Source organism: Streptomyces sp. XY431 (assembly GCF_001279805.1).
Lineage (GTDB): Bacteria > Actinomycetota > Actinomycetes > Streptomycetales > Streptomycetaceae > Kitasatospora > Kitasatospora purpeofusca.
Window position 1 is genome coordinate 42,892 of sequence record NZ_LGDO01000230.1, and the last position, 22,170, is coordinate 65,061.

The 22,170-nt window shown below is 74.3% G+C and carries 21 protein-coding genes and 1 riboswitch; of the genes, 10 read left to right on the forward strand and 11 right to left on the reverse strand.

All coding sequences use genetic code 11. The features are described 5' to 3' along the window. The first annotated feature begins 1 nt into the window (after position 1). Together ADK60_RS21425 and ADK60_RS21430 are read left to right on the forward strand one after the other, a co-directional pair. Positions 2-1,324: a DUF58 domain-containing protein gene (locus tag ADK60_RS21425; RefSeq protein ID WP_045938198.1), complete on the forward strand. Its 1,323-nt coding sequence runs from the start codon at positions 2-4 to the stop codon at positions 1,322-1,324. Continuing rightward, complete coding sequence (locus ADK60_RS21430; RefSeq protein ID WP_053648166.1) at positions 1,321-3,780, forward strand: transglutaminase TgpA family protein; 2,460 nt, start codon at positions 1,321-1,323, stop codon at positions 3,778-3,780. The genes ADK60_RS21425 and ADK60_RS21430 overlap by 4 nt, the downstream gene beginning before the upstream one ends. An 87-nt stretch (positions 3,781-3,867) precedes the next feature. Here the strand turns inward: ADK60_RS21430 and ADK60_RS21435 are convergent, their stop codons facing one another. The 3 genes from ADK60_RS21435 to ADK60_RS21445 form a co-directional block, all read right to left on the reverse strand. After that, on the reverse strand, positions 3,868-4,260 hold the full coding sequence (locus ADK60_RS21435; RefSeq protein WP_045938200.1) for an SCO2097 family morphological protein: 393 nt from the start codon (positions 4,258-4,260) through the stop codon (positions 3,868-3,870). A 408-nt stretch (positions 4,261-4,668) separates the two neighbouring features. Beyond that, on the reverse strand, positions 4,669-5,421 hold the full coding sequence (locus ADK60_RS21440; protein WP_045938201.1) for a methyltransferase domain-containing protein: 753 nt from the start codon (positions 5,419-5,421) through the stop codon (positions 4,669-4,671). 107 nt (positions 5,422-5,528) lie between these two features. Then, complete coding sequence (locus ADK60_RS21445; RefSeq protein ID WP_053648168.1) at positions 5,529-6,131, reverse strand: SAV_6107 family HEPN domain-containing protein; 603 nt, start codon at positions 6,129-6,131, stop codon at positions 5,529-5,531. Positions 6,132-6,671: 540 nt separating this feature from the next. Between ADK60_RS21445 and ADK60_RS21450 the strand changes: the two genes are divergently transcribed. Together ADK60_RS21450 and ADK60_RS21455 are read left to right on the forward strand one after the other, a co-directional pair. Next, the gene (locus ADK60_RS21450) at positions 6,672-7,307 is read left to right on the forward strand and encodes a DUF4126 domain-containing protein (RefSeq protein ID WP_045938202.1); all 636 of its coding nucleotides are present in this window, start codon (positions 6,672-6,674) and stop codon (positions 7,305-7,307) included. 9 nt (positions 7,308-7,316) lie between these two features. Further along, positions 7,317-8,828 carry a phytoene desaturase family protein gene (locus ADK60_RS21455; protein ID WP_199839713.1) on the forward strand — a complete coding sequence of 504 codons (1,512 nt, stop codon included), beginning with the start codon at positions 7,317-7,319 and terminating at the stop codon, positions 8,826-8,828. Between the two features lie 48 nt (positions 8,829-8,876). On the opposite strand, the gene ADK60_RS21460 is transcribed toward ADK60_RS21455, so the two are convergent. Together ADK60_RS21460 and metF are read right to left on the reverse strand one after the other, a co-directional pair. After that, a complete protein-coding gene (locus ADK60_RS21460) occupies positions 8,877-9,857 on the reverse strand; it encodes a hypothetical protein (RefSeq protein ID WP_053648171.1) in 981 nt (326 codons plus the stop codon). 143 nt (positions 9,858-10,000) lie between these two features. After that, positions 10,001-10,915 (reverse strand): methylenetetrahydrofolate reductase [NAD(P)H], encoded by a 915-nt coding sequence (metF, locus tag ADK60_RS21465; protein WP_053648173.1) that lies wholly within the window; start codon positions 10,913-10,915, stop codon positions 10,001-10,003. Positions 10,916-11,134: 219 nt separating this feature from the next. Here metF and ADK60_RS21470 point away from each other — a divergent pair, with 219 nt between their 5' ends. After that, positions 11,135-12,241: a polyprenyl synthetase family protein gene (locus tag ADK60_RS21470; RefSeq protein WP_234371197.1), complete on the forward strand. Its 1,107-nt coding sequence runs from the start codon at positions 11,135-11,137 to the stop codon at positions 12,239-12,241. Positions 12,242-12,349: 108 nt separating this feature from the next. On the opposite strand, the gene thiE is transcribed toward ADK60_RS21470, so the two are convergent. The 3 genes from thiE to ADK60_RS21485 are packed head-to-tail and all read right to left on the reverse strand — an operon-like array spanning position 12,350 to position 14,637. Next, complete coding sequence (thiE, locus tag ADK60_RS21475; RefSeq protein ID WP_234371198.1) at positions 12,350-12,994, reverse strand: thiamine phosphate synthase; 645 nt, start codon at positions 12,992-12,994, stop codon at positions 12,350-12,352. Further along, on the reverse strand, positions 12,991-13,356 hold the full coding sequence (locus ADK60_RS21480) for an Rv2175c family DNA-binding protein (RefSeq protein WP_045938206.1): 366 nt from the start codon (positions 13,354-13,356) through the stop codon (positions 12,991-12,993). Before ADK60_RS21480 ends, thiE begins: the two co-directional genes overlap by 4 nt. Before the next feature lie 54 nt (positions 13,357-13,410). Further along, positions 13,411-14,637, reverse strand: a complete 1,227-nt coding sequence (locus tag ADK60_RS21485; protein ID WP_045938207.1) for an NAD(P)/FAD-dependent oxidoreductase — start codon at positions 14,635-14,637, stop codon at positions 13,411-13,413. Between the two features lie 108 nt (positions 14,638-14,745). Continuing rightward, a riboswitch (TPP riboswitch) is annotated at positions 14,746-14,858 on the forward strand. Between ADK60_RS21485 and thiO the strand changes: the two genes are divergently transcribed. The 4 genes from thiO (at position 14,853) to pknB (ending at position 18,940) form a co-directional block, all read left to right on the forward strand. Then, entirely contained in the window at positions 14,853-16,016 is a 1,164-nt protein-coding gene (thiO, locus tag ADK60_RS21490) for a glycine oxidase ThiO (RefSeq protein ID WP_234371199.1), read from the forward strand. It overlaps the preceding riboswitch by 6 nt. Then, positions 16,013-16,246 carry a sulfur carrier protein ThiS gene (thiS, locus tag ADK60_RS21495; protein WP_045938209.1) on the forward strand — a complete coding sequence of 78 codons (234 nt, stop codon included), beginning with the start codon at positions 16,013-16,015 and terminating at the stop codon, positions 16,244-16,246. Before thiO ends, thiS begins: the two co-directional genes overlap by 4 nt. Before the next feature lie 3 nt (positions 16,247-16,249). Beyond that, positions 16,250-17,047 (forward strand): thiazole synthase, encoded by a 798-nt coding sequence (locus ADK60_RS21500; protein WP_045938210.1) that lies wholly within the window; start codon positions 16,250-16,252, stop codon positions 17,045-17,047. A gap of 108 nt (positions 17,048-17,155) precedes the next feature. Then, entirely contained in the window at positions 17,156-18,940 is a 1,785-nt protein-coding gene (gene pknB, locus ADK60_RS21505; protein ID WP_234371203.1) for a Stk1 family PASTA domain-containing Ser/Thr kinase, read from the forward strand. 44 nt (positions 18,941-18,984) lie between these two features. On the opposite strand, the gene ADK60_RS21510 is transcribed toward pknB, so the two are convergent. Then, positions 18,985-19,614, reverse strand: a complete 630-nt coding sequence (locus tag ADK60_RS21510; RefSeq protein WP_045938211.1) for a sulfite oxidase-like oxidoreductase — start codon at positions 19,612-19,614, stop codon at positions 18,985-18,987. Positions 19,615-19,831: 217 nt separating this feature from the next. On the opposite strand from ADK60_RS21510, the gene bfr reads away from it, so the two are divergent. Further along, complete coding sequence (gene bfr / locus ADK60_RS21515; RefSeq protein ID WP_045938212.1) at positions 19,832-20,311, forward strand: bacterioferritin; 480 nt, start codon at positions 19,832-19,834, stop codon at positions 20,309-20,311. Positions 20,312-20,363: 52 nt separating this feature from the next. Here bfr and ADK60_RS21520 read toward each other — a convergent pair whose 3' ends face one another. Beyond that, positions 20,364-20,636 carry a (2Fe-2S)-binding protein gene (locus ADK60_RS21520; RefSeq protein ID WP_053648180.1) on the reverse strand — a complete coding sequence of 91 codons (273 nt, stop codon included), beginning with the start codon at positions 20,634-20,636 and terminating at the stop codon, positions 20,364-20,366. Positions 20,637-20,790: 154 nt separating this feature from the next. Further along, a complete protein-coding gene (locus tag ADK60_RS21525; protein ID WP_045938214.1) occupies positions 20,791-22,128 on the reverse strand; it encodes a class II 3-deoxy-7-phosphoheptulonate synthase in 1,338 nt (445 codons plus the stop codon). Positions 22,129-22,170: the final 42 nt, after the last annotated feature.

Here is a 22,170-nt window from a genome sequence, read left to right on the forward strand (position 1 = left end):
GGTGGGACCGTCCGACGAACCGTCGGGCCTGCGCGCCGGCCTGCGCGGCCTCACCACCCGGGGGCGCTCCTTCCTCGCCGCCGGACTGACCGCGGTGGTCTGCTCCTACCTGCTCGGCCAGGACGCGCTGCTGCGCGTCGGGGTACTGCTCGCCGCGCTGCCGCTGGCCGCCGCGCTGCTGCTGGCCAACACCCGCTACCGGGTCGCCAGCGGACGCCGGCTCAGCCCGCACCGGTCGGTGGCCGGCCAGGAGGCCCGGGTGCACCTGCGGGTGGACAACGTCTCCCGGGTGCCCACCGGCCTGCTGCTGCTGGAGGACAAGGTCCCGTACGTGCTCGGGCCCCGGCCCCGGTTCGTGCTGGACCGGGTCGAACCGCGCGGCCACCGCGAGGTCTCCTACCGGGTCCGCTCCGACCTGCGCGGCCGCTACCCGCTCGGCCCGCTCCAGCTGCGGCTCTCCGACCCGTTCGGGATGTGCGAGCTGAACCGTTCCTTCGCCGCCTCCGACGTGCTCACCGTCGTCCCGCAGGTACTGCCGCTGCCGTTCGTGCGGCTCACCGGCGAGTGGGCCGGGCAGGGCGAGAGCCACACCCGCTCGCTCGCGCTGGCCGGCGACGACGACGTCATCCTGCGCGAGTACCGGGCCGGCGACGACCTGCGCCGGGTGCACTGGAAGTCCACCGCCCGCTACGGCGAACTGATGGTCCGGCGCGAGGAGCAGCCCCGCAGGGCCCGCGCCACCGTGCTGCTGGACACCCGCGAGACCGGCCACCGCGGCAGCGGTCCGGCCTCCTCCTTCGAATGGGCCGTCGCCTGCGCCGCCTCGGTCTCCGTCCACCTGCTGGAGCGCGGCTACCAGACCCGCCTGCTCACCGACACCGGCCACGCCGTCCCCGGCATCCAGGCGGACAGCGGCCACACCGCCGCCGACACCTCCGGGGTGATCCTGGACGCGCTCGCCGTGGTCGACCTCTCCGACGGCGCCGGGCTCTCCCGCGCCGAGGAGCCGCTGCGGGCCGGCGGCGAGGGCCTGCTGGTGGCCGTCCTCGGCGAGCTCGACGAGGAGCAGACAGCCCGGCTCGCCCGGCTGCGCGGCCGCACCGGCGGCGCCGTCGTCCTCCTGCTCGACACCGGCACCTGGGCCGGCCTGCGCATGCTCTCCCCCGACACCGGCGGCGAGGAGTTCCGCGACCGGGCCCGCCGGCTGCGCGAGGCCGGCTGGACGGTGCTGACCGTCCGCGCCGGCGACTCCCTCCCCGACCTCTGGCGCGCCGCCGACCGGCCCGAGTCGTCCGCCCCCTACCGAGAAGAGGCCGGCGCGTGACCACCCGGGCCAAACTGACCGTGTACTCGGCGCTGGCCACCGCCCTGGCCGCGCTGTGCCTCACCCCGCTGCTGACCACCAAGGGCTGGATCACCCACGCCTTCCTGGTGGTCGCGGTCGTCGCGGCGGTCGGCGCCGGGCTGCGGCGCACGCCGTTCTACCGGTGGACCGTCCCGGCCGGCCAGCTGCTGGTGCTGTTCCTCCTGCTGCTGATCGGCTTCGCCTCCTCGGTCGCGGTCTTCGGCGGCCTGGTGCCCGGCCCCGAGTCGGTCCGGCTGCTCGGCCGGACCCTCTCCCGGGGGCTCCACGACGTCCGTGACTACGCCATCCCCGCCCCGCCCAGCCCCGGGCTGCGGCTCATCCTGGTCGGCTCGGTCGGTCTGATCGCCGTCGTGGTGGACACCCTCGCGGTCACCTACCGGCGCTCGGCCCTGGCCGGGCTGCCGCTGCTCGCGCTCTACTCGATCGGCAACGGCCTGGCCGGGGACGACGGCAACTGGCTCTGGTTCGCCACCGCCGCCGCCGGCTACCTGGTGCTGCTCTTCGCCGAGGGCCAGGACCGGGTCTCCCGCTGGGGCCGGATCTTCCGCGGCTCCGAGCGGGACGGTGAAGGGAGCGGCACCGGCACGCTCGGCCGGAGCGGGCAACAGGTCGGCGTGCTGGCGCTGGCGTTCGCCCTGCTGCTGCCGGTCTTCCTGCCGCGCTGGGACTCCGGCCTGGTGCACAGCGGCACCGGCACAGGTGCCGGCACCGGCGGCGCGGTCAGCAGCCTGGACCCGCTGATCACCCTGACCGGCGCGATCCCCAGGCCGCGCAACGTCGAACTGTTCAGCTACAAGTCCGACAGCCCGGCCGCCGACTCCACCTATCTGCGCACCGGTTCGCTGGACGTCTTCGACGGCAGCAGCTGGAAGCGCGGCTCGGCCGCCACGGTGCCGTTCACCGGCACCTTCCCCGCCCCCGAGGGCCTGGGCAGCATCGACCTGGCCGAGCAGCTGAGGGCCGAGGTCCGGATCGGCCCCCAGCTGGACGACGCCTGGCTGCCGATGCCCTACCCGCCGGTCGGCGTCACCCTCCGCGACAACGCCGCCTGGCAGCTCGACCCGGTCACCTCCAGCCTCCTGCCCGCCCGGGAGAAGGCGATCAAGGGCCTCAACTACACGGTCACCGCACTGGACGTCCGGCCGACCGCGACCGTCCTGCGCACCGTGCCGACCCCGCCCGAGCGGATCCGCGACCAGTACCTCGTGGTGCCGCGCGACCTGCCGCCGGTGGTCCGGGACACCGCCCTGCGGGTCACCGGGAAGGCGAAGACCGGGTACGACAAGGCGGTCGCCCTGCGCGACTGGTTCACCGGCCCCGAATTCACCTACGACGCCACCACCAGGACCGACAGCGGCAGCGACGCGATGAAGGACTTCCTGGAGCGCCGCCGCGGCTTCTGCGTCCACTTCGCGTCCACCATGGCCGTGATGGCCCGCATCCTGGGCGTCCCGGCCCGGGTCGCGCTCGGCTTCACCCCCGGCAACACCAAGGGCAACAACGTCTACGCGGTGACCGACGCGATGTACCACGCCTGGCCCGAGCTCTACTTCGAGGGCTACGGCTGGCTGCGCTTCGAGCCCACCCCGACCCGCGGCGTCCAGCCCGACTACTCGGACCCGGTCTCCTCCCCGGCCACCCAGCCGACCACCCGGCCGACCGTCGAGCCGCAGGCCAGCGCGCCGGTCCAGCTGCCGTCCGCCAACCCGGACTGCGACGCGAAGCTGCGCCGGACCGGCGACTGCGGCGAGCGGCGCGAGAGCGCCGGGGGCGCCGGCGAGGAGTCCTGGCTGCTCTCCGGGAAGGTCCTGACCGGCCTGGCCGCGGCCGCGCTGGTGCTGCTCCTGCTGCTCACCCCGATGCTCTGGCGGGCCCGGCTGCGCCGGCGCCGGCTGGGCGGGGGCGGGCGGCGACGCCCCGGCGGGCCGGGACCGGTCCCGCTCACCGACGCGCAGGTGCTGGCCGCCTGGGACGAACTGATCGACTCCGCCTGGGACCTCGGCATCCCGCCGGACGACTCGCGCACCCCGCGCGCCGCCGCACGCCGGATCGCCGAGGCCGCCGAGCTGGACGAAGGCGCGACGGCGGCCGCCGGCCGGGTGGCGCTGGCCACCGAACGGGTGCTCTACGCCCGTTCCGCGGAGGTCGCGGAACCGCTCGCGGCCGATGTCAGGACCGCCAGGGACGGCCTGCAGGCGCACGCCGGACGGCGCGGCCGGATCAGGGCGCTGCTGCTGCCGGCCTCCTCCGCACAGCTGCGGTGGCGGATCTCGGAAGCCCTGCTGACGGCCCGGCTCGCGGTCGGCGGCCGGTTCGCCCGGGCGGTCGGCGCGGTCACCGGGCCGGTCCGCCGGCTGACCACCCGCCGACCCCGCCGGGGCGGCCGGGACGGTACCGGCGGCACCGGGTCCTGAACCGGGGCCGGATACACCGAGGGCGGGCAGTCGGTCGACTGCCCGCCCTCGGTGCGTCCGTACCGGCGGCGGTACGGACCTCAGGTCTCAGAATCCGCCACCGGTCTGCTCGTCGCGCCGACGCTGCCAGCGCTGCTCGACCCGGTCCATCATCCCGGCCTTGCGGCGCGGCACGGCGGCCGGACCGGGGTGCTGCGCCTGCCCGGCGGGACCGCGGCGCCAGCCCGTCACGGCGAAGACGGCGCACCCGAGCATCACCAGGAAGCCGACCACACTGACCCAGATCTGGTTGGGTACGACCATGCCGCCCATCAGCAGGCCGATACCGACCACGAAGCCGCCGACGGCGAGATAGACCCGTCGACGGGTGTAGGTGCGCAGACCGGTTCCCTCTAGCGCCGTAGCGAATTTGGGATCTTCGGCGTACAGCGCTCGCTCCATCTGGTCGAGCAGTCGCTGCTCGTGCTCCGAGAGCGGCACGGAGTCCTCCTACTCGTCGGTCGCGGGTGCGACCGGTCCGCCGCCCCGGTCGGGGTGGCAAGTCCAATCAGCCTTCAGAACACGCGGTCGGACGCCTGTGCGGGGGCCCGGGCCCGTGTCGTCCATATGCCCCGAGCATCCGGCGGTCATGCTTTCCGGCTTTACCCAGATCATACGGTCCACGGGCTCGTGACGGAGTGGTCGACCACGCGTGGGCCCGGCCGCTTCGGCGGCTCCTCGCCGCACCACACTCAACGCGGCGGGGGCCGGACTAGTGCCCGATCCGGTGGAATCGGTCCGGACCTGGGGAGATCCCGAGGAGAAGGCGGGGAAACGAGCGGGAGACGCGCCGTCGGTCCGTCGGCGAACGCTGGGAGGTCCGTCGGCGAACGGCGGCGGTCCGCCCGGTCAGGCCAGGGTGGCCAGCAGGTGGAGCTGGGTCGCCACGGCGTGGAAGGCCGGCTGCCCGGCGGCGGCCTCCTCCAGCTTGAGCAGCGCCTCCATCGCGCCGGGCTCGGTGTCCACCAGGACGCCCGGGACGAGGTCGGCGAAGACCCGGACGCCGTGCACCGACTCGACCCGCAGACCGGCCCCGACCGCCAGCCGGTCCAGCTCCTCGCCGGTGAAGCGGCGCGGCATCGGGTCCTGCTCGCCCCAGCGGCCGTCGGCGGCGCCCAGCACCGCGCGGGCCTCGGCGAAGTGGCCGCCGAGCGCCCGGGCGAGCACCGCGCCGTTGCGGTTGGCGGCCAGCAGGCTGACGAAACCGCCCCGGCGCAGGGTGCCGGCCAGGCTGCCGAGCGCCTCCGCCGGGTCGTCCACGACCTCCAGCACGCCGTGGCAGAGCACCGCGTCGACGGTGCCGGGCGGGACCAGCTCGGGGAGCGTCTGGGTGTCGCCCTGGACGGCGCGGACCAGATCGGTCACGCCGGCCTCGGCGGCCCGGCGCTCCAGGGCGAACAGCGCGTCCGGGCTCGGGTCGACCACGGTGACGCGGTGGCCCAGCCGGGCCACCGGCACGGCGAAGTTGCCGGTGCCTCCACCGGTGTCGACCACGTCGAGCACCGGCTGGTCCAGCTCGGCCACCCGCTTCTCCAGGGCGGCCCGCACCACCTCCCACACCACGGCGGTACGCAGGGCGCTGCGGGGACGCGTCGGGTACAAGGCGAGGCTCCTTGGCACGTGCAGGGTCGATCAGGTTGTCTCCAACCTTAGACCGACCGCTCCCCCTCCCCTGACCCCCCGCCCCGCCCCGATCGGCGCCGCCCCGGTCAACCGGCCTCCCGGGTGCCGGCGTCCGTTCCGCCCTCGCCGCTCTCCCCGCCCATGCCGTCCAGCGGCAGCCGCGGGGCGGGCGGAGCGGCCCGCAGGCCGAGCAGGCGCTCGACCAGCCGGAGGAACAGGGCGGAGTTGCGGATCAGGTCGTCGGCGTCACGGGCCGAGGCCGCGCCCCTGATGCCCGCCTCGGCGGCCGCCCGGCGGCGCGCGCCCGCGGCGAAGTACGGCGCCCACTCGGCGAGCTCGGGCGCCACCTCGGGCAGGACCTCCCAGGCGCTGCGGATCGCCCGGCGGCGGCGTTCGCTCTTCTCCGGGCGGCCGCGCACGGCGAGCACCGCTGCCACCGTGCGCAGCGCCGCGAGGTGCGCGGCGGCGTACCGCTCCAGCGGGTCCGCCAGGGAGCGGGCGCGGTCGAGGGTGCGGTGGGCCTCGGCCAGCAGGTCGAGTGCGGCGGGCGGGGCGGCGAGGCGGCGCAGCACCGGGTCGGCCCCGGTGGCGGCGGGCGGGCGGTGGGCGGAGGGACGCGGCGCGGCCCCCGGTCGGTAGGCGGCGGAGTGGAGGCGGGCGGTGACGTGCTCAGGGTGACTGATGGTCATGGTCTCCCCCGTTCCGAGGCAGCGCGCGGACCGGGTGGTCCGTGCTCCTCCATCGTGAACGGCACCACTGACAATTCGGCCCGGTGGCGATTCGGCCCCGCGACGGCCCGTCCGGCCGCCCCCGCCGGTCGCCGAAGCGCCGTCCCCCACGGACGGCGCTTCGGAACTCCCGGTCCCCCGGAGGTGCCGGTCCCCCCTGACCGCGCTCCGCCGCCCCGTGCCGGCGGTGCGCGGTCTCCGACCGGCTCCGGGGCGGACACCCCCTCGACGCGCTTCCGCCGGTCCCCCGTGACCGCCGGACGCCGATCGTCCGCCCCTCGGGCCGCAGGCGCCCGACGCGCCGCCGTCCCGGTGCCACCACTGTGACGTCTTCGCAGGTCGCGGGGCATCCGTGCAGGTACTCAATCGACCGTCTGAGTATCCGTACTCAGACGGTCGGGGGCGGGAACCGCGGGCCCTGGCGGCGGCGTCCCGGTACGGTACGGCGAGGCCGGACCGAACACCGGACCGGATCGCGAGCAGGAAACGGACGGGGAACCGATGACGATCGTCCCGCTGATCTTCACCAGCGGACTGGCGAGCGGGATCAACGCGTACGCGGTGGTCCTGCTGCTCGGCCTGCTGGGCCGGTTCGGCGGGGCCGACTCGGTGCCGCCGGCCCTGGAGCGCACCGATGTGCTGATCGCGGCCGCCGTCCTCTTCCTGCTGGAGGCGGTGGCCGACAAGATCCCATACGTGGACACCGTCTGGGACGCCGTCCACACCGTGGTCCGCCCGATCGCCGGCGCCACCGTCGGTGCCCTGATCGCCGCCGCCGCCACCGACCCGGGCTCGCTGGGCGAGGTCGCGGCCGGCGCGATGGGCGGCACGACGGCGCTGGTCAGCCATCTGGTGAAGGCCTCGCTGCGGATGGCGGTGAACACCTCGCCCGAGCCCGCCAGCAACATCGTGGTCTCGCTGGCCGAGGACATCTCGGTGGCCGGACTGGTCACCCTGGCGATCTTCCACCCCTGGCTGGCCGCCTCGATCTCCGCCGTCCTGCTGCTGGTCGGCATCCTGCTGGTGTGGTTCGCGATCAACCGGATCCGCGCCTTCCGCGCCCGCCGCCGCGAACGCCGGGCCGCCCGCGCAGCCGCCGGACGCCCGGTGGCGGAGGAGGCCGTCCGCCGCACCTAGGATCGAGCCATGGCACGGATCGTCATCATCGGCGCAGGAATGAGCGGACTCGCGGCGGCCTCGCGGCTGGCGACCCTCGGGCACAAGGTGACGGTCTGCGAGGCACGCGACACCTACGGCGGCATGGTCGGCCGCTACGAGCGGGACGGCTTCGCCTTCGACACCGGCCCCGGCCTGCTCACCCTCCCCGCCGTCTACCGCGACCTCGCGCTGAAGACCGGCCGCGAGCCGCTGGAGGAGCTGGTGCGGCTGCGCCCGGTCGACCCGGAGAGCCGGCACCTCTTCCCCGACGGCACGGCGGTGTCCCTCCCCAACGCCTCCCGGGGCGGCGTGGTCCAGGCCCTGGACGGGGCCTTCGGCCCCGGCTCCGGGGAGCGGTGGGCCACCGTGCTCAACCACGGCCGCACGGTCTGGGAGGCCACCCGCCGCCCGCTGCTGGAGGAGCCGCTGCCGGCCGACCCCACGGCGCTGCACACCGACCCGTACCCGGTGCCGGGCGCGGCCCCGGCCCGACGCGGCCTGTTCGGCCGACGGCGCGGGCCCCGCCGGTGGACACTCGCCGACGTCGCCGCGGAGGAGCTCGGCGGGCACCCCGGGCTGACCGCCCTGCTGCACGAGCACGCGCTGCGGTTCGGCCTCGATCCGCGCACCGCCCCCGCCGGGGCCACCGTGCTGCCGTACATGGAGCAGTCCTTCGGCGTCTGGTACGTCGAGGGCGGCCTGCGCGCCCTGGCCGACGCCTTCTTCCGCCGCTGCGAGCAGCGCAAGGTGGAGTTCCGGTTCGGGACGCCGGTCGCCCGGGTGGTCGTCGAGGACGGCCGGGTGACCGGTGTGCAGACCAAGGGCGACCGGATCGACGCCGACCTGGTGGTCTCCTCGATCGACGCGCGGGTGCTGCACACCCAGTGGATGGGCCCGGCCGAGAGCTCAGACGAGTGGCCCGCCTCGGCGTCCCGGCTGCACGGCGTCCCCGGGCGGGTCTCGGTGCTGCTGGCGCTGCGCGGCGAACGCCCGGAGGGCACCCCGCACCGCACGGTCGTGCACGCCGCCGACCCGGCCGCCGAGCTGGCGGGGGTGTTCGACCCGGGGGCACCGCTGGACGACCGGCCGACCGTCCAGGTGCTGCGGCCGGACGACCCCTCGCTGCACCCGGCGGGGCACGAGGCCGTGGTGCTCACCGCGACCACCCCGTCGCTCGACCTGGACTGGGGCGTTCCCGGTGTCCCGGAGGCCTTCGCCGACCGGATGCTCGACCAGGTCGACGCGGCCGGTCTGGGCCTGCGCGAGCGGATGCTCTGGCGGGTGGTCCGCACGCCCGAGCACACCGAGCGCGAGACCGGCTCCTTCTTCGGCTCCGTCCCGCCGCCGGCCCTGGCGGGCCTCGACGGCGACCTCCTCCAGGCGCCGAACGAGGACCACCCGGGCCTCTACCTGACCGGCGGCGCCGCTCATCCCGGTGGCGGGCTGGCCCGGGTCGGCATGTCCGCCTGCATCGTGGCCAACCTCATCGGCCCGGCCTGAGTCCCACCCCGACGCCCCGCCCGGGCTCCGGCGGGGCTCCGGCGGGGCTCAGCCCTGGTGCTGCTGCCAGGTGGGCTGCTGCTGGTAGCCGTACTGGTCGTACTGCGGCTGCTGGGGGATGCCGGTGGGGTGCTGCTGGTCGGGCTGCTGCTGGGCCTGCCACTGCTGCTGTTGCTGCTCGTAGCCGTACTGGCCGGCCTGCTGCAGGTCGTGCTGCGGGTCGTGCTGCTGCTCGTGCGGCTGGGGCTGCTGCTGGTAGGCCGCATAGGGGTCCGGCTGCTGCTGGTAGCCGCCGTACGGGTCCTGCTGCTGGTAGCCGCCGTAGCCCTGGTCGTAGCCGAACACCGGCTGCTGCTGGGCCTGCCACTGCTGCTGTTGCTGCTCGTAGCCGTACTGGCCGGCCTGCTGCTGGAGCTGCTGCTGCGCCGGGTCGTAGCCGCCCTGGTAGGCCTCCGCGTAGGCGTCCTGCTGGGGCGCCGCCTGGGTGTTCTCGACCGCGTGGAGCACCTCGGTCTGCTGCTGCTCGTAGTAGGCGGCGGCGTAGACCCCGTCGGCGGCCAGCTCCTGCATCTCGAAGGCGGCGGTCTGCTCGACGGGCGCCTCCTCCGGCAGCCGGGGCGCGCTGTCCGCGGCCGGCCGGGCCTCCTCGACGGCGCCGACCTCGCCGACCCGCTCCGCCGCGACCACGGCAGCGGCGGCGACCGCACCGCCGCCGGTGAGCGCGCCGAGCAGCGGCACCTTGGCGAGCGGCCCGGGCAGGCTCCCGTCCGCGCGGCGCAGCGACCAGCCGGCCCCGTACCCGCGCTTCACCGAGAGCGTCACAAACGTCTGGCCCACCGCGAACATCGCGGCGCCCCCGCCGATCACCGGGACCGAGCCCATCGCCATGCCGCCGGCCACCGCGAGGAAGCCGACCAGGGCGAGGCCGCGCCAGTGCAGCGGGGCCCGGTTCTGGAGCAGCAGCTCGGCGACCAGCCAGAGCGCCACCACCGCCAACGCGGCGTACAGCAGCAGGTATCCGATCCCCATCCCGCCCGCTACCTCCAGTCGCGTGCCCGCGCCCGCCGCGCGTGTGCCGCGACTGTACCCGTTCAACGGCCCGGGTACCGCATCGCGTTCCCACCCGTCGGGCCTACCGGGAAGGGCGCCCCGAAGGGTGGGAAGCGCGCAGCTCAGCGCTGGTGCAGACCGAGGTTCTGGTAGATCTCCAGGGTCGCGGTGGAGTGGTTCAGGGTGATGAAGTGCAGGCCGGGGGCACCCTCGGCGAGCAGCCGCTCGGACATCGCGGTGGCGTGCTCCATCCCGACCTCGCGCAGCGCCACCGGGTCGTCGATGACCGCGCGCAGCCCGGCCTCCAGCTCGGCCGGGAAGGGCGCGCCGCTCAGCTGGGGGAACCGCTCCAGCTGCCGGGCGTTGGTGACCGGCATGATCTCCGGGATGATCGGCGTCTCGCAGCCGGCGGCCGTCACCCGGTCGCGCAGCCGCAGGTAGTCGTCGACCTCGAAGAACATCTGGGTGATGGCGTAGTCGGCGCCGGAGCGGATCTTCGCCACGAAGTGCCGGATGTCCTCGTCCCAGTCGGTCGACCTCGGGTGCATGTTGGGCGAGGCCGCCACCCCGACGCAGAAGTCGCCGATGCCCTTGATCAGCTCGACCAGCTCGTACGCGTAGGTGACGCCCTCCGGGTGGCTGACCCACTCGCCCATCGGGTCGCCGGGCGGGTCGCCGCGCACCGCGAGGACGTTCCGGACGCCCTGGTCGGCGTACTGGCCGATGATGTTGCGCAGTTCCGCGACCGAGTGGTCGACGGCGGTCAGGTGGGCGACCGGGGTGAGCGTGGTCTCGGTGGCGATCCGGCCGACCATGTTCACCGTGCGCTCCCGCGAGGAGCCGCCGGCGCCGTAGGTCATGCAGACGAAGTTGGGGTCGAGCGGTTCGAGCCGCCGGATGGCGTCCCAGAGCTTCTGCTCGCCGACCTCGGTGCGTGGCGGCATGAACTCGAAGGAGAAGGACCGCTTTCCGGCCGCCAGCAGGTCGCGGACGGTCTGTGCGCGGTCCGGTCTGGTCGAAGCGATACCGAGTGCCATGGTGGCAGGTTAGCCGTCGGCGGAAGGGCTCGGACAACTCCGTCCCATGTTTTGAGACATCGGATGGACGAGGAGCGAACCCCGGACGGACTGCGCCGGGGGCGGGTGCGAAGCCCGGGTGAACAGCGCTTCACCCGTCCGGCCGAATCTCGCCCGTACGGCTGTTCTCCTCCGCCCCGGATACCCTTGCTGCACCCCAGCTACCTCCGGAGCCCCATCGTGACCTCGTCCAGCCCGCGGCCGGCCAACCCCGTTGACATGGAGGACGTGCGCGAGCGCGTCAACGCCGCCCTCGTCGGCTTCATGGACGGCCAGTCGGCCCTGCTCAGCAAGGTCTCCCCGCAGCTGGACCCGGTCACCGACGCGCTGCGCGACTTCCTGCTGGACGGCGGCAAGCGGCTCCGCCCGGCCTTCTGCTACTGGGGCTGGCGCGGTGCCGGCGGCCCGGCCAGGGGCGAGGGGATCACCCGGGCGGCGGCGGCGCTGGAGCTGCTTCAGGCCAGCGCGCTGGTCCACGACGACCTGATGGACCGCAGCGACACCCGGCGCGGTCTGCCCTCCGTGCACCGCCGGTTCGAGGCGCTGCACCGCGCCCGGGGGTGGCGCGGCGACCGCGAGCAGTACGGCGCCTCGGCCGCGGTGCTGCTCGGCGACCTGCTGCTGATCTGGTGCGACGAGCTGTTCCTGAACTCCGGCCTGGACCCGGAGGCGGTGCTGGCCGCCAAGCCGATGTTCGACCTGATGCGCACCGAGGTCATGGTCGGCCAGTACCTGGACGTGCTGGAGCCGGTCGCCGGGGACTCCACCGACGGCGGCGCACTGGAGCGGGCGCAGACCGTCCTGCACTACAAGTCGGCCAAGTACACGATCGAGCGGCCGCTCCAGGTCGGCGCGCTGCTCGCGGGCGCCGAGCCCCGGCTGGTGGAGGCCTACGGGGCGTTCGGCCTGCCGCTGGGCGAGGCGTTCCAGCTGCGGGACGACCTGCTCGGCGTGTTCGGCGACCCGGCGGTCACCGGCAAGCCGGCCGGCGACGACCTGCGCGAGGGCAAGCGGACGCTGCTGGTCGCGCACGCCATGCGGGGGCTGCCGGCCGACGAGGCGCGCCGGCTGGACGAGCGGCTGGGCGCACCCGACCTGACGCCCGCCGAGGTCGCCGGGCTGCGCGAGCTGGTGGCCCGCAGCGGGGCGCCGGAGCGGGTGGAGCGGCGGATCGACGAGCTGCTGCACCAGTCGCTGAAGGCGCTGGACGCGGCCCCGCTGGCGGACGGGCAGGCCCGGGCGGCCCTGCTGGCGCTGGCCGAGGCCGCCACCGTCCGCAAGTACTGAGCCGGACGACGACGGCCCCGAAAGGCCCCGAGGACCGCGAAGACCGCGAAGACCGCGAGGACCGCGGAAGGCCCCGCCGGCCCCTGGAAACCGCCGGGAGCCCCGGGGTCAGACGGCGCGCAGCCGCCGGGCGAACTCGGCGGCCGCCGCGCCCGGGTCCTCGGCCGCGGTGATGGCCCGGACGACCACCACCCGGCGGGCCCCGGCGTCCAGCACCTCGTCCAGGTTGCCGAGGTCGATGCCGCCGATGGCGAACCACGGCCGCCCGGTGGACAGCTTCGCCGCGTACTCGACCAGGCCGAGGCCCGGCGCGAAGCGGCCCGGCTTGGTCGGGGTCGGCCAGACCGGACCGGTGCAGAAGTAGTCGACGCCGGGCTCGACGGCCGCCGCGTCCACCTCCGACTCGGCGTGGCAGGAGCGCCCGATCAGCACGTCCTCGCCGAGGATCGCGCGGGCGGCCGGCACCGGCAGGTCGTCCTGCCCGAGGTGCAGCACGTCGGGGCCGGCCGCGTGGGCGACATCGGCCCGGTCGTTGACCGCGAGCAGCTTGCCGTGCCGGCGGCAGGCGTCGGCGAAGACCTCCAGCGCGGCCAGCTCCTGCTTGGCCTCCAGGCCCTTGTCCCGGAGCTGGACGATGTCCACGCCGCCGGACAGCGCGGCGTCCAGGAACCCGGCCAGGTCGCCCTGCTCGCGCCGGGCGTCGGTGCACAGGTACAGCCGGGCGTCGGCGAGCCGTCCGCGCCGGTCCGTCACCACGCCATCGCCTGGGCCCGCCGCTTCACCTCGGTGGCCCGGTTCTCGCAGAGCGCCTGCATCGGGGTGCCGGGCAGCGACGGGTCCTCGGTGAACATCCACACCAGGATCTCGTCGTCGCTGAAGCCGCTGTCGCGCAGCACCGTCAGCGTGCCGAGCAGGTGCTTCACCAGGCCGGTCTCGTCGATGAACGCCGCCGGGACCTGCAGCGACTTGTTGGGGCCGCGACGGACGGCGATCAGCTCACCCTTCTTGACCATGTTGCGGACCTCGGTGATCACCACACCCCACCGCTCGGAGATGTCGGGCAGGTAGAGCCACGCGGGGACCAGGGATTCAATCTTGGCTTCGATCTCACTCACCCCACCAGACTGCCACCTCCGCGGCCCCCCGCGCACCAATCGGCCTCCCGGCGGCTACCCGGCGAGCGCCGACTTCAGCGGAACGGCCGGGTCGGCCGCCCGGACCGGGTCCAGCACGGCGCCGCGCTCGACCAGCCGCCGGCCCTGGGTCAGGTCGCGCGGCCGGTCCACCGCGAGCAGCGCCCGCAGGACGCCGTCGCGCAGCCACAGCACCGACCAGTCGGCGCCGTCCGGGGAGCCGCGCCACAGCAGTTCGTCGTCCGCGCCGTGCCGTCCGGCGTACTGCACCATCCGCCCGAACTGCTCCGACCAGAAGTACTGCACCGGGTCGTACGGCGGCGCGTCCGCTCCGAGCAGGGTGGCGGCGGCGGCCTCGCCGGACTGCAGCGCGTGGTCCCAGTGCTGGACGGTCAGCCGGGTGCCGGAGCGCGCCGAGGGGTAGCCGACGCAGTCGCCGGCCGCGAGGACGCCCGGCACGGTGGTGCGCAGCCGCTCGTCCACCAGCACGGCGCCGGCCGCGTCCAGCTCGACGCCGGTGCCGGCCAGCCAGCCGGTGGCCGGGCGGGCGCCGATGCCGACCACGACCTCGTCCGCGGGAAGCCGCGAGCCGTCGGCGAGCAGCACCGCGCCCGGTTCGACGGCGGCCACCCCGGTGCCGCAGCGCAGCCCGATCCCGGCCTCGGCGTACCAGGCGGCCATCGCCCGGCCGACCTCGGTGGGCAGCGCGCCGGGGACGGGCGCCGGCCCGGCCTCGACCACGGTCACCTCGCAGCCCGCCGCCCGGGCGGCGGTGGCCACCTCGGCGCCGATCCAGCCCGCCCCGACCAGCACCAGGCGCAGACCGGGGCGGAGCAGGGCGCGCAGCGCCAGCGCGTCGTCCAGGGTGTGCAGCAGGTGGGCCCGCTCGGCTCCGGGCAGGACCCGCGGTTCGGAGCCGGTGGCGATCACCAGCGCGTCGTACCGGACGTCCCCGGCGTCGGTGTGCAGCGTGCCGGCCGCGCCGGGGCCGCCAGGGGTGAGCCCGGTGGCGCGGCGGCCGGTGAGCAGTTCGACGTCGAGCTGCCCGAAGTCGAGGTCGAGGGCGGTGCTGTCGGTCTTGCCGAGCAGGACGTCCTTGGAGAGCGGCGGCCGGTCGTAGGGCGCGTGCGGCTCCTCGCCGACCAGCGTGATCCGCCCCTCCCAGCCGTCCCGCCGCAGCACCGCGGCGCACTGCGCCCCGGCCAGTCCCGCGCCGGCCACGACCACCCGATCCGTCTGTCCCGTTCCGCTCAGCTCAGCCACGCCCGTCACTGTACTGAGCCGGGTCGCAGGCCCTCGGACCTAGGTCTGCCCGCTCGTCGGGCCCGTCGCGGGCACCTTCAGCCCTCCGACCCCCCGGAGTTAAGGTGGGGGCACCATCACGGGAGCCCGGCGAACCGGGCTGAGAGGCGGGCTGGCACGGCCCGCGACCGTCCGAACCTGATCCGGGTCATACCGGCGAAGGGAGAGCAGCGACTTTGACACGCTTGGCATCGGGCGACCGCGCCGAGGTGCTGGTGGTCGGCGGCGGGATCATCGGGCTCGTGGTCGCCTGGCAGGCGGCCCGGCGGGGCCTCGGGGCCACCGTGCTCGACCCGGCCCCCGGCGGCGGCGCCGCCCAGGTCGCGGCGGGCATGCTCGCCCCGGTCACCGAACTCCAGTACGGCGAGGAGCCCCTGCTCCGCCTCGGCATGGCCTCCAACGAGCGCTGGGCGGCCTTCGCTGCCGAGCTCACCGGGGCGAGCGGCGGCCTGGACACCGGCTACCGGCAGTGCGGCACCCTCGCCGTCGCCCTGGACTCCGACGACCGCGAGGAACTGCGCGAACTGCACGCCTTCCACCGGCGGCTCGGCCTGGACTCGCAGTGGCTCACCGGCCGCGAGGCCCGTCGGCTGGAGCCGATGCTCGCCCCCGGCGTGCGCGGCGGACTGCACGTCACCGGCGACCACCAGGTGGACGGCCGCCGGCTGGCCGCCGCCCTGGTCCGGGCCTGCGAACGGGCCGGCGTGGTGCTGCGCCGCGCCGAGGCCGCCGAACTGCTGGTCGAGGGCGACCGGGCGACCGGCGTCCGGCTCGCCGACGGCACGGCCCTCACCGCCGGGCAGGTCGTGCTCGCGGCCGGCTCGCGCAGCCACCTGCTGGCCGGCCTGCCCCCCGGGGTGCTGCCCGCGATCCGCCCGGTCAAGGGCCAGGTACTGCGGCTGCGGGTGCCGGAGGCCTACCGGCCGTTCCTGTCCCGCAACGTCCGCGCCGTCGTCCGCGGCGGCCACATCTACCTGGTGCCGCGCGCCGACGGCGAGCTGGTGATCGGCGCGACCACCGAGGAGCAGGGCCACGACACCACGGTCACCGCCGGCGGCGTCTACGAGCTGCTGCGCGACGCGCACGAGCTGGTGCCCGGCATCACCGAGCTGCCGCTGGTGGAGACCGGCGCCGGGCTCCGGCCCGGCTCGCCGGACAACGCGCCGCTGCTCGGCCCGACCGACCTGCCCGGCCTGGTCGCCGCGACCGGCCACTACCGCAACGGCGTGCTGCTGACGCCCGTCACCGGCGACCTCCTCGCCGAGTACCTGGCCACCGGCGACCTGCCGGAGCTCGCCCGCCCGTTCTCCCCCCACCGATTCACGAAGGTCCCGGCATGAGCCCCCGCACCAGCGACACCACCCCGAACGTCCGGCTGAGCGTCAACGGCGAGCCGCGCGAGGTGCCCGCCTCGACCACCCTGGCCGAGGTGGTCGCCACCCTCAGCGAGGCCCACTCCGGGGTCGCCGCCGCCCTCAACGAGACCGTGGTGCCGCGCACCCGGTGGCCGCTCACCGCACTGTCCGCGGGCGACCGGATCGAAATCCTCACCGCCGTCCAGGGAGGCTGACCGATGGCCGACGACCTTCTCACCATCGCCGGGGAGTCCTTCTCCTCCCGGCTGATCATGGGCACCGGCGGCGCCCCCAGCCTGGAGGTCCTGGAGCAGGCCCTCCAGGTGTCCGGCACCCAGCTGACCACGGTGGCGATGCGCCGGGTCGACGCCGCCACCCAGGGCTCGGTGCTCGACGTCCTGACCCGCAACGGCATCCGCGTGCTGCCCAACACGGCGGGCTGCTTCACCGCCGGCGAGGCCGTGCTGACCGCCCGGCTGGCCCGCGAGGCGCTCGGCACCGACTGGGTGAAGCTCGAGGTGATCGCCGACGAGCGGACCCTGCTGCCGGACCCGATCGAGCTGCTGGACGCCGCCGAGACCCTGGTCGACGACGGCTTCACGGTGCTGCCGTACACCAACGACGACCCGGTGCTGGCCCGCAAGCTGGAGGACGTCGGCTGTGCGGCGGTCATGCCGCTGGGCTCGCCGATCGGCTCCGGCCTGGGCATCCGCAACCCGCACAACTTCCAGCTGATCGTGGAGGGCGCCGGGGTCCCGGTGATCCTGGACGCCGGCGCCGGCACCGCCTCGGACGTCGCGCTGGCGATGGAGCTGGGCTGCGCCGCGGTGATGCTGGCCTCCGCGGTCACCCGGGCCCAGGAACCGGTGCTGATGGCCGACGCGATGCGGCACGCCGCCGAGGCCGGCCGACTCGCGTACCGGGCCGGCCGGATCCCGCGCCGCTTCCACGCCGAGGCCTCCTCCGCGATGGCCGGCCGCGCCGACCTGGACACCCGCGAGCACCCCGCGTTCTAGCGGCGGGCCGTACGTACGTCCGGTGTCACAAAGCGGGCACAGAGCGGCTCCGGGGGCGGTGTCCCCCGGAGCCGCCGACCACCCCCGCACTAGACTCGCCGGGTGGACATGGCTTTGCGCGACCCCCTGATCGGTACCCTGCTCGACGGCCGGTACCGGGTCGAGCGGCGGATCGCCGCCGGTGGGATGTCCACCGTCTACCGGGGCACCGACACCCGGCTCGACCGGGTCGTCGCGCTCAAGGTGATGCATCCCTCGCTGGCCGGGGACGCCGCGTTCACCGCCCGCTTCATCCGCGAGGCCAAGGCCGTCGCCCGGCTCGCGCACCCCAACGTGGTCAACGTCTTCGACCAGGGCGCGGACGGCGGCCATGTCTTCCTCGCCATGGAGTACGTGCCCGGCCGCACCCTGCGCGACCTGCTGAACGACCGCGGCGCACTCTCCATCCGGGCCGCGCTGGACATCCTGGAGCCGGTGCTCGCCGCGCTCGGCGCCGCCCACCGGGCCGGGCTGGTGCACCGCGACGTCAAGCCCGAGAACGTCCTGATCACCGACGACGGCCTGGTCAAGGTCGCCGACTTCGGCCTGGTCCGGGTGCTGAACGCCGCCGACGGCGCGGCCTCCTCCAGCACCTCGACCACCGACACCGTGCTCGGCACCGTCTCCTACCTGGCGCCCGAACAGATCCACCCCGGCGCCGAGACCGACCGGCGGGTGGACGTCTACGCGGCCGGCATCCTGCTGTACGAGATGCTCACCGGCAGCCGTCCGCACACCGGCGAGAACCCGGTCCAGGTGATGTACCGGCATCTGCACGAGGACGTCCCGCCGCCGTCCGCGACCGTGCCCGGCGTGGTGCCCGAGCTGGACGCGATAGTGGCCGGGGCCTGCGCCCGCGACCGCGACCTCCGCCCGTACGACGCGGTGGAGCTGCTCGCCGCGCTCCAGCGGGTCCGCCGCGGGCTCACCCCGGCCCAGCTGGACGCCGAGCCGCCCGCCTCCACCCGCCCCAGCCCCCGGTACCCGACCGGCGAGGCGACCTCGGTGCTCACCCCGGTGGCCCCGGTGGCCCCGGTCGAGCGCACCAGTGTGCTGGACGTGCCGCCGGACGTCATGGAGCAGCTGCTCACCGAGCCCCGTCCGTACGACGAGCCGCCGCCGGTCCGGACGCGCCGCGCCCGCCGGTCCGGCTCCGGGTCCGCCCGCCGCCGGCTGCCGCGCAAGCCGCTGATCTGGGCGGCCGTGCTCACCACCCTGGTGCTGCTGGTCGGCGGGGCGACGTACGCGATCTCCGGCGCGGTGTACGGCACGGTGCCGGGCGTGCTCGGCAAGGACCGGGCCGAGGCGGAGCGGATCCTCGACGCCGCCGGCATGCACGGTCGGATCACCGAGGTGTACAGCGAGTCCGTCCCGGCCGGCCAGGTGGTCGCGGCCGACCCCGGGGTCGGCACCCGGTCCCGGAAGAGCGACACCGTGACGCTCACCGTCTCGCGCGGGCCGAAGCGGATCGCCGTACCGGACCTGGTCGGCAAGCCGTCCGCGCAGGCCGCCCCGGCGCTGGCCGGGGCGCAGCTGGCGGCCGGCACGGTGACCTCGACGTTCAGCGACACCGTGCCGGAGGGCTCGGTGATCAGCAGCTCGCCCGCGGCCGGGGAGCAGGTGGCGGAGAACACGCCGGTGGCACTGGTGGTCAGCAAGGGCATGGTGGCGGTCCCGGACGTGACCGGGATGAGCAAGGAGGCCGCGGAGAAGGCGCTCCAGGCGGCCGGGTTCGCGATGCAGAGCAGCGGGGTCAACCTGTTCGGCACCGGCAAGGTGACCGGTCAGTCCCCGGCGGCCGGCGAGCGCAGGCCGCAGCGCACCGTGGTGACGGTCACCTTCCCGTTCTTCTAGGAACGGCCCCACGCGTCTGCCGGGAGCCACTCCCCTACGACGCCCTACCGGAGCGGGCCGTCGCCCGGCTCCTCCTGGTGGGAGTACCGCTGCTCGCGCCAAGGGTCGGCCCGGTTGTGGTAGCCGCGCTCCTCCCAGAAGCCGCGCCGGTCGGCCCGCATGTACTCGACCGCCCGGACCCATTTGGGCCCCTTCCAGGCGTACAGCCGGGGGACGACCAGCCGGACCGGGAAGCCGTGCTCGGCGGTGATCGTCTCGCCGTTGCGATGGGTGGCGAGCAGGGTGTCGGGGGCCGCGAAGTCGGCGAGCCGAAGATTGGCGCTGTAGCCGTACTCGGCCCAGACCATGACGTGGGTGACGTCCCGGTCCGGCGGCACCAGGTCGAGCAGCAGTGCGGCGGCCACCCCGGTCCAGTCGCTGTCGAGCACCGAGAAGCGGGTGACGCAGTGCAGGTCGGCCCGGACGGTGGTGCGGGGCAGGGCGTTGAAGCCCTCGAAGTCCCAGCTGTGCTTCTCGGCCGAGGCGGTCGCGCCGAACACCTGGAGGTCCCAGGTCAGGGGCTTGAACCGGGGTACCGGTCCGTAGTGCAGGGCGGGCCAGCCGCGTTGGACCCGCTGGCCCGGCGGGAGCCGGGGGTCAGACGGCGACGACGGTTCTTGCTCGGACTGACCCATGGATCCATGGTGACAGACGGCGGGCGGCGGGCCGCGCGCGCCCCTTTCCCACCTCGCACGCCCCGCTCGTACGGCTCAAGGACCGGGCAAATCGGATATTCCGAAACATGTCCTAGTGAGTGTGAACTTACTGGAATTTGTTCCCACCCCGATGCCAGGATGCGTGCAGCCGGAGGGTAACGGCCGTGTCCCGCACGCACAGCAGGAAGGCAACGCCATGAAGGGCGACACCGAGGTCATCGAGTTCCTCAACGAACAGCTCACCGCCGAGCTGACCGCGATCAATCAGTACTTCCTGCACGCCAAGATGCAGGAGAACTTCGGCTGGACGAAGCTCGCCAAGTACACCCGGCACGAGTCCTTCGACGAGATGAAGCACGCCGAGGTGCTCACCGACCGGATCCTCTTCCTCGACGGGCTGCCCAACTACCAGCGGCTGTTCCACGTCCGGATCGGCCAGACGGTCAAGGAGATGTTCGAGGCGGACCGGCAGGTCGAGGTCGAGGCGATCGACCGGCTCAAGCGCGGGATCGTGGTGATGCGCGCCAAGAACGACGTCACCTCGGCGAACATCTTCGAGTCGATCCTGGCGGACGAGGAGCACCACATCGACTACCTCGACACCCAGCTCGAACTGCTGGAGAAGCTCGGGGAGGCGCTCTACCTCGCGCAGCTGATCGAGCAGCCGGAGTCCTGACCGGGGCCGGAGTCCCGAGCGGGACCGGGCGCCGCGACCCGCGGGCCGGGGCTCAGGCGACGCGCAGCGCCGCCACCGGCGCCGGGTCCGGCTCGGCCTCCGACTCGGCACCCGGGTCGGCCAGACCCAGCTTGGCGGCCAGCCGGGCGGTCGGGCAGGGCCGGGCACCGTGCTCGCCGAGCAGGGCCTGGATGCGCCGGACGCAGGATCCGCAGTCGGTACCGGCCTTGCAGCCCTTGGCGATCTGGCGCGGGGTGTCGGCCCCCGCGTCTATCGCCCGCTTCACCTGGTCCTCGGTGACCGCATGGCACATGCACACGTACATCGCGGTCTCTCCCGGGGGCTGAGCGAGTGGATCTTGACTAAGGCTTGCCTTAGTTCACTAAGCCTCACCTTACCCGTCGATCCGGGCACGCAAAAGCCTCTCCGGCCGGGGAAAACCCCAGGCCGGAGAGGCTTCGCTCACATTCGGGACGGTCTCAGACGGTGCCGCGGTACATCTCGGCGACCAGGAACGCCAGGTCCAGCGACTGGCTGCGGTTGAGCCGCGGGTCGCAGGCCGTCTCGTAGCGCTGGTGCAGGTCGTCGACCAGCACCTCGTCGCCGCCGCCGACGCACTCGGTGACATCGTCGCCGGTCAGCTCCACGTGGATGCCGCCCGGGTGGGTGCCGAGCGCCCGGTGCACCTCGAAGAAGCCCTTGACCTCGTCGAGCACGTCGTCGAAGCGGCGGGTCTTGTGACCGCTGGACGCCTCGAAGGTGTTGCCGTGCATCGGGTCGCAGATCCAGACCGGCTGCGCACCCGAGGCGGTGACCTTCTCCACCAGGGTCGGCAGGGCGTCGCGGACCTTGCCCGCGCCCATCCGGGTGATGAAGGTGAGCCGGCCGGGCTCGCGCTCCGGGTCCAGCTTCTCGATCAGGGTGAGCGCCTCGTCGACCGTGGTGGTCGGGCCGAGCTTCACACCGATCGGGTTGCGGATCTTCGAGGCGAACTCGATGTGCGCGTGGTCCAGCTGACGGGTGCGCTCGCCGATCCACACCATGTGGCCGGAGACGTCGTAGAGCTCGCCGGTGCGCGAGTCCACGCGGGTCAGCGCGGTCTCGTAGTCCAGGACCAGCGCCTCGTGCGACGAGAAGAACTCGACCGTCCGGAACTCCTCCGGCGCGACACCGCAGGCGTTCATGAACGCCAGCGCGTTGTCGATCTCCCGGGCCAGCTGCTCGTAGCGCTGACCGGCCGGCGAGTTGCGCACGAAGTCCTGGTTCCAGGCGTGCACCTGGCGCAGGTCGGCGTAACCACCGGTGGTGAAGGCGCGCACCAGGTTGAGCGTCGCGGCGGACGCGTTGTACATCCGCTTCAGCCGCTCCGGGTCCGGGATCCGGGACTCGGGGGTGAACTCGAAGCCGTTCACCGAGTCGCCCCGGTAGACCGGCAGGGTCACGCCGTCACGGGTCTCGGTCGACTTCGAGCGCGGCTTGGAGTACTGGCCGGCGATCCGGCCGACCTTCACCACCGGCACCGAGGCCGCGTAGGTGAGCACGGCCGCCATCTGCAGCAGGGTCTTGAGCTTGTTGCGGATGTGCTCCGCCGAGACACCGTCGAAGGCCTCGGCGCAGTCACCGCCCTGCAGCAGGAACGCCTCACCACGGGCCACGGCACCGAGTCGGGCGCGCAACTGGTCGCACTCGCCGGCGAAGACGAGCGGCGGATACGAGGCGAGGTCCGCAAGGGTCTTGCGCAGAGCCTCTTGGTCCGGCCATTCGGGCTGCTGCGCCGCGGGCAGGGATTGCCAGGTGTGGGGATTCGTCACGGTCACGCGGTCAAGGCTACGGGGTACGGCAACCGAATTGTGACCACT

Bases quoted from the DNA above. Each gene is read 5' to 3' on its own strand.
- thiS (WP_045938209.1), top strand. From the start codon at position 16,013: ATGAGCCCCCGCACCAGCGACACCACCCCGAACGTCCGGCTGAGCGTC.
- ADK60_RS21460 (WP_053648171.1), bottom strand. From the start codon at position 9,857: ATGGGGATCGGATACCTGCTGCTGTACGCCGCGTTGGCGGTGGTGGCG.
- ADK60_RS21455 (WP_199839713.1), top strand. From the start codon at position 7,317: ATGGCACGGATCGTCATCATCGGCGCAGGAATGAGCGGACTCGCGGCG.
- bfr (WP_045938212.1), top strand. From the start codon at position 19,832: ATGAAGGGCGACACCGAGGTCATCGAGTTCCTCAACGAACAGCTCACC.
- ADK60_RS21500 (WP_045938210.1), top strand. From the start codon at position 16,250: ATGGCCGACGACCTTCTCACCATCGCCGGGGAGTCCTTCTCCTCCCGG.
- ADK60_RS21520 (WP_053648180.1), bottom strand. From the start codon at position 20,636: ATGTACGTGTGCATGTGCCATGCGGTCACCGAGGACCAGGTGAAGCGG.
- ADK60_RS21445 (WP_053648168.1), bottom strand. From the start codon at position 6,131: ATGACCATCAGTCACCCTGAGCACGTCACCGCCCGCCTCCACTCCGCC.
- pknB (WP_234371203.1), top strand. From the start codon at position 17,156: ATGGCTTTGCGCGACCCCCTGATCGGTACCCTGCTCGACGGCCGGTAC.
- metF (WP_053648173.1), bottom strand. From the start codon at position 10,915: ATGGCACTCGGTATCGCTTCGACCAGACCGGACCGCGCACAGACCGTC.
- ADK60_RS21450 (WP_045938202.1), top strand. From the start codon at position 6,672: ATGACGATCGTCCCGCTGATCTTCACCAGCGGACTGGCGAGCGGGATC.
- ADK60_RS21510 (WP_045938211.1), bottom strand. From the start codon at position 19,614: ATGGGTCAGTCCGAGCAAGAACCGTCGTCGCCGTCTGACCCCCGGCTC.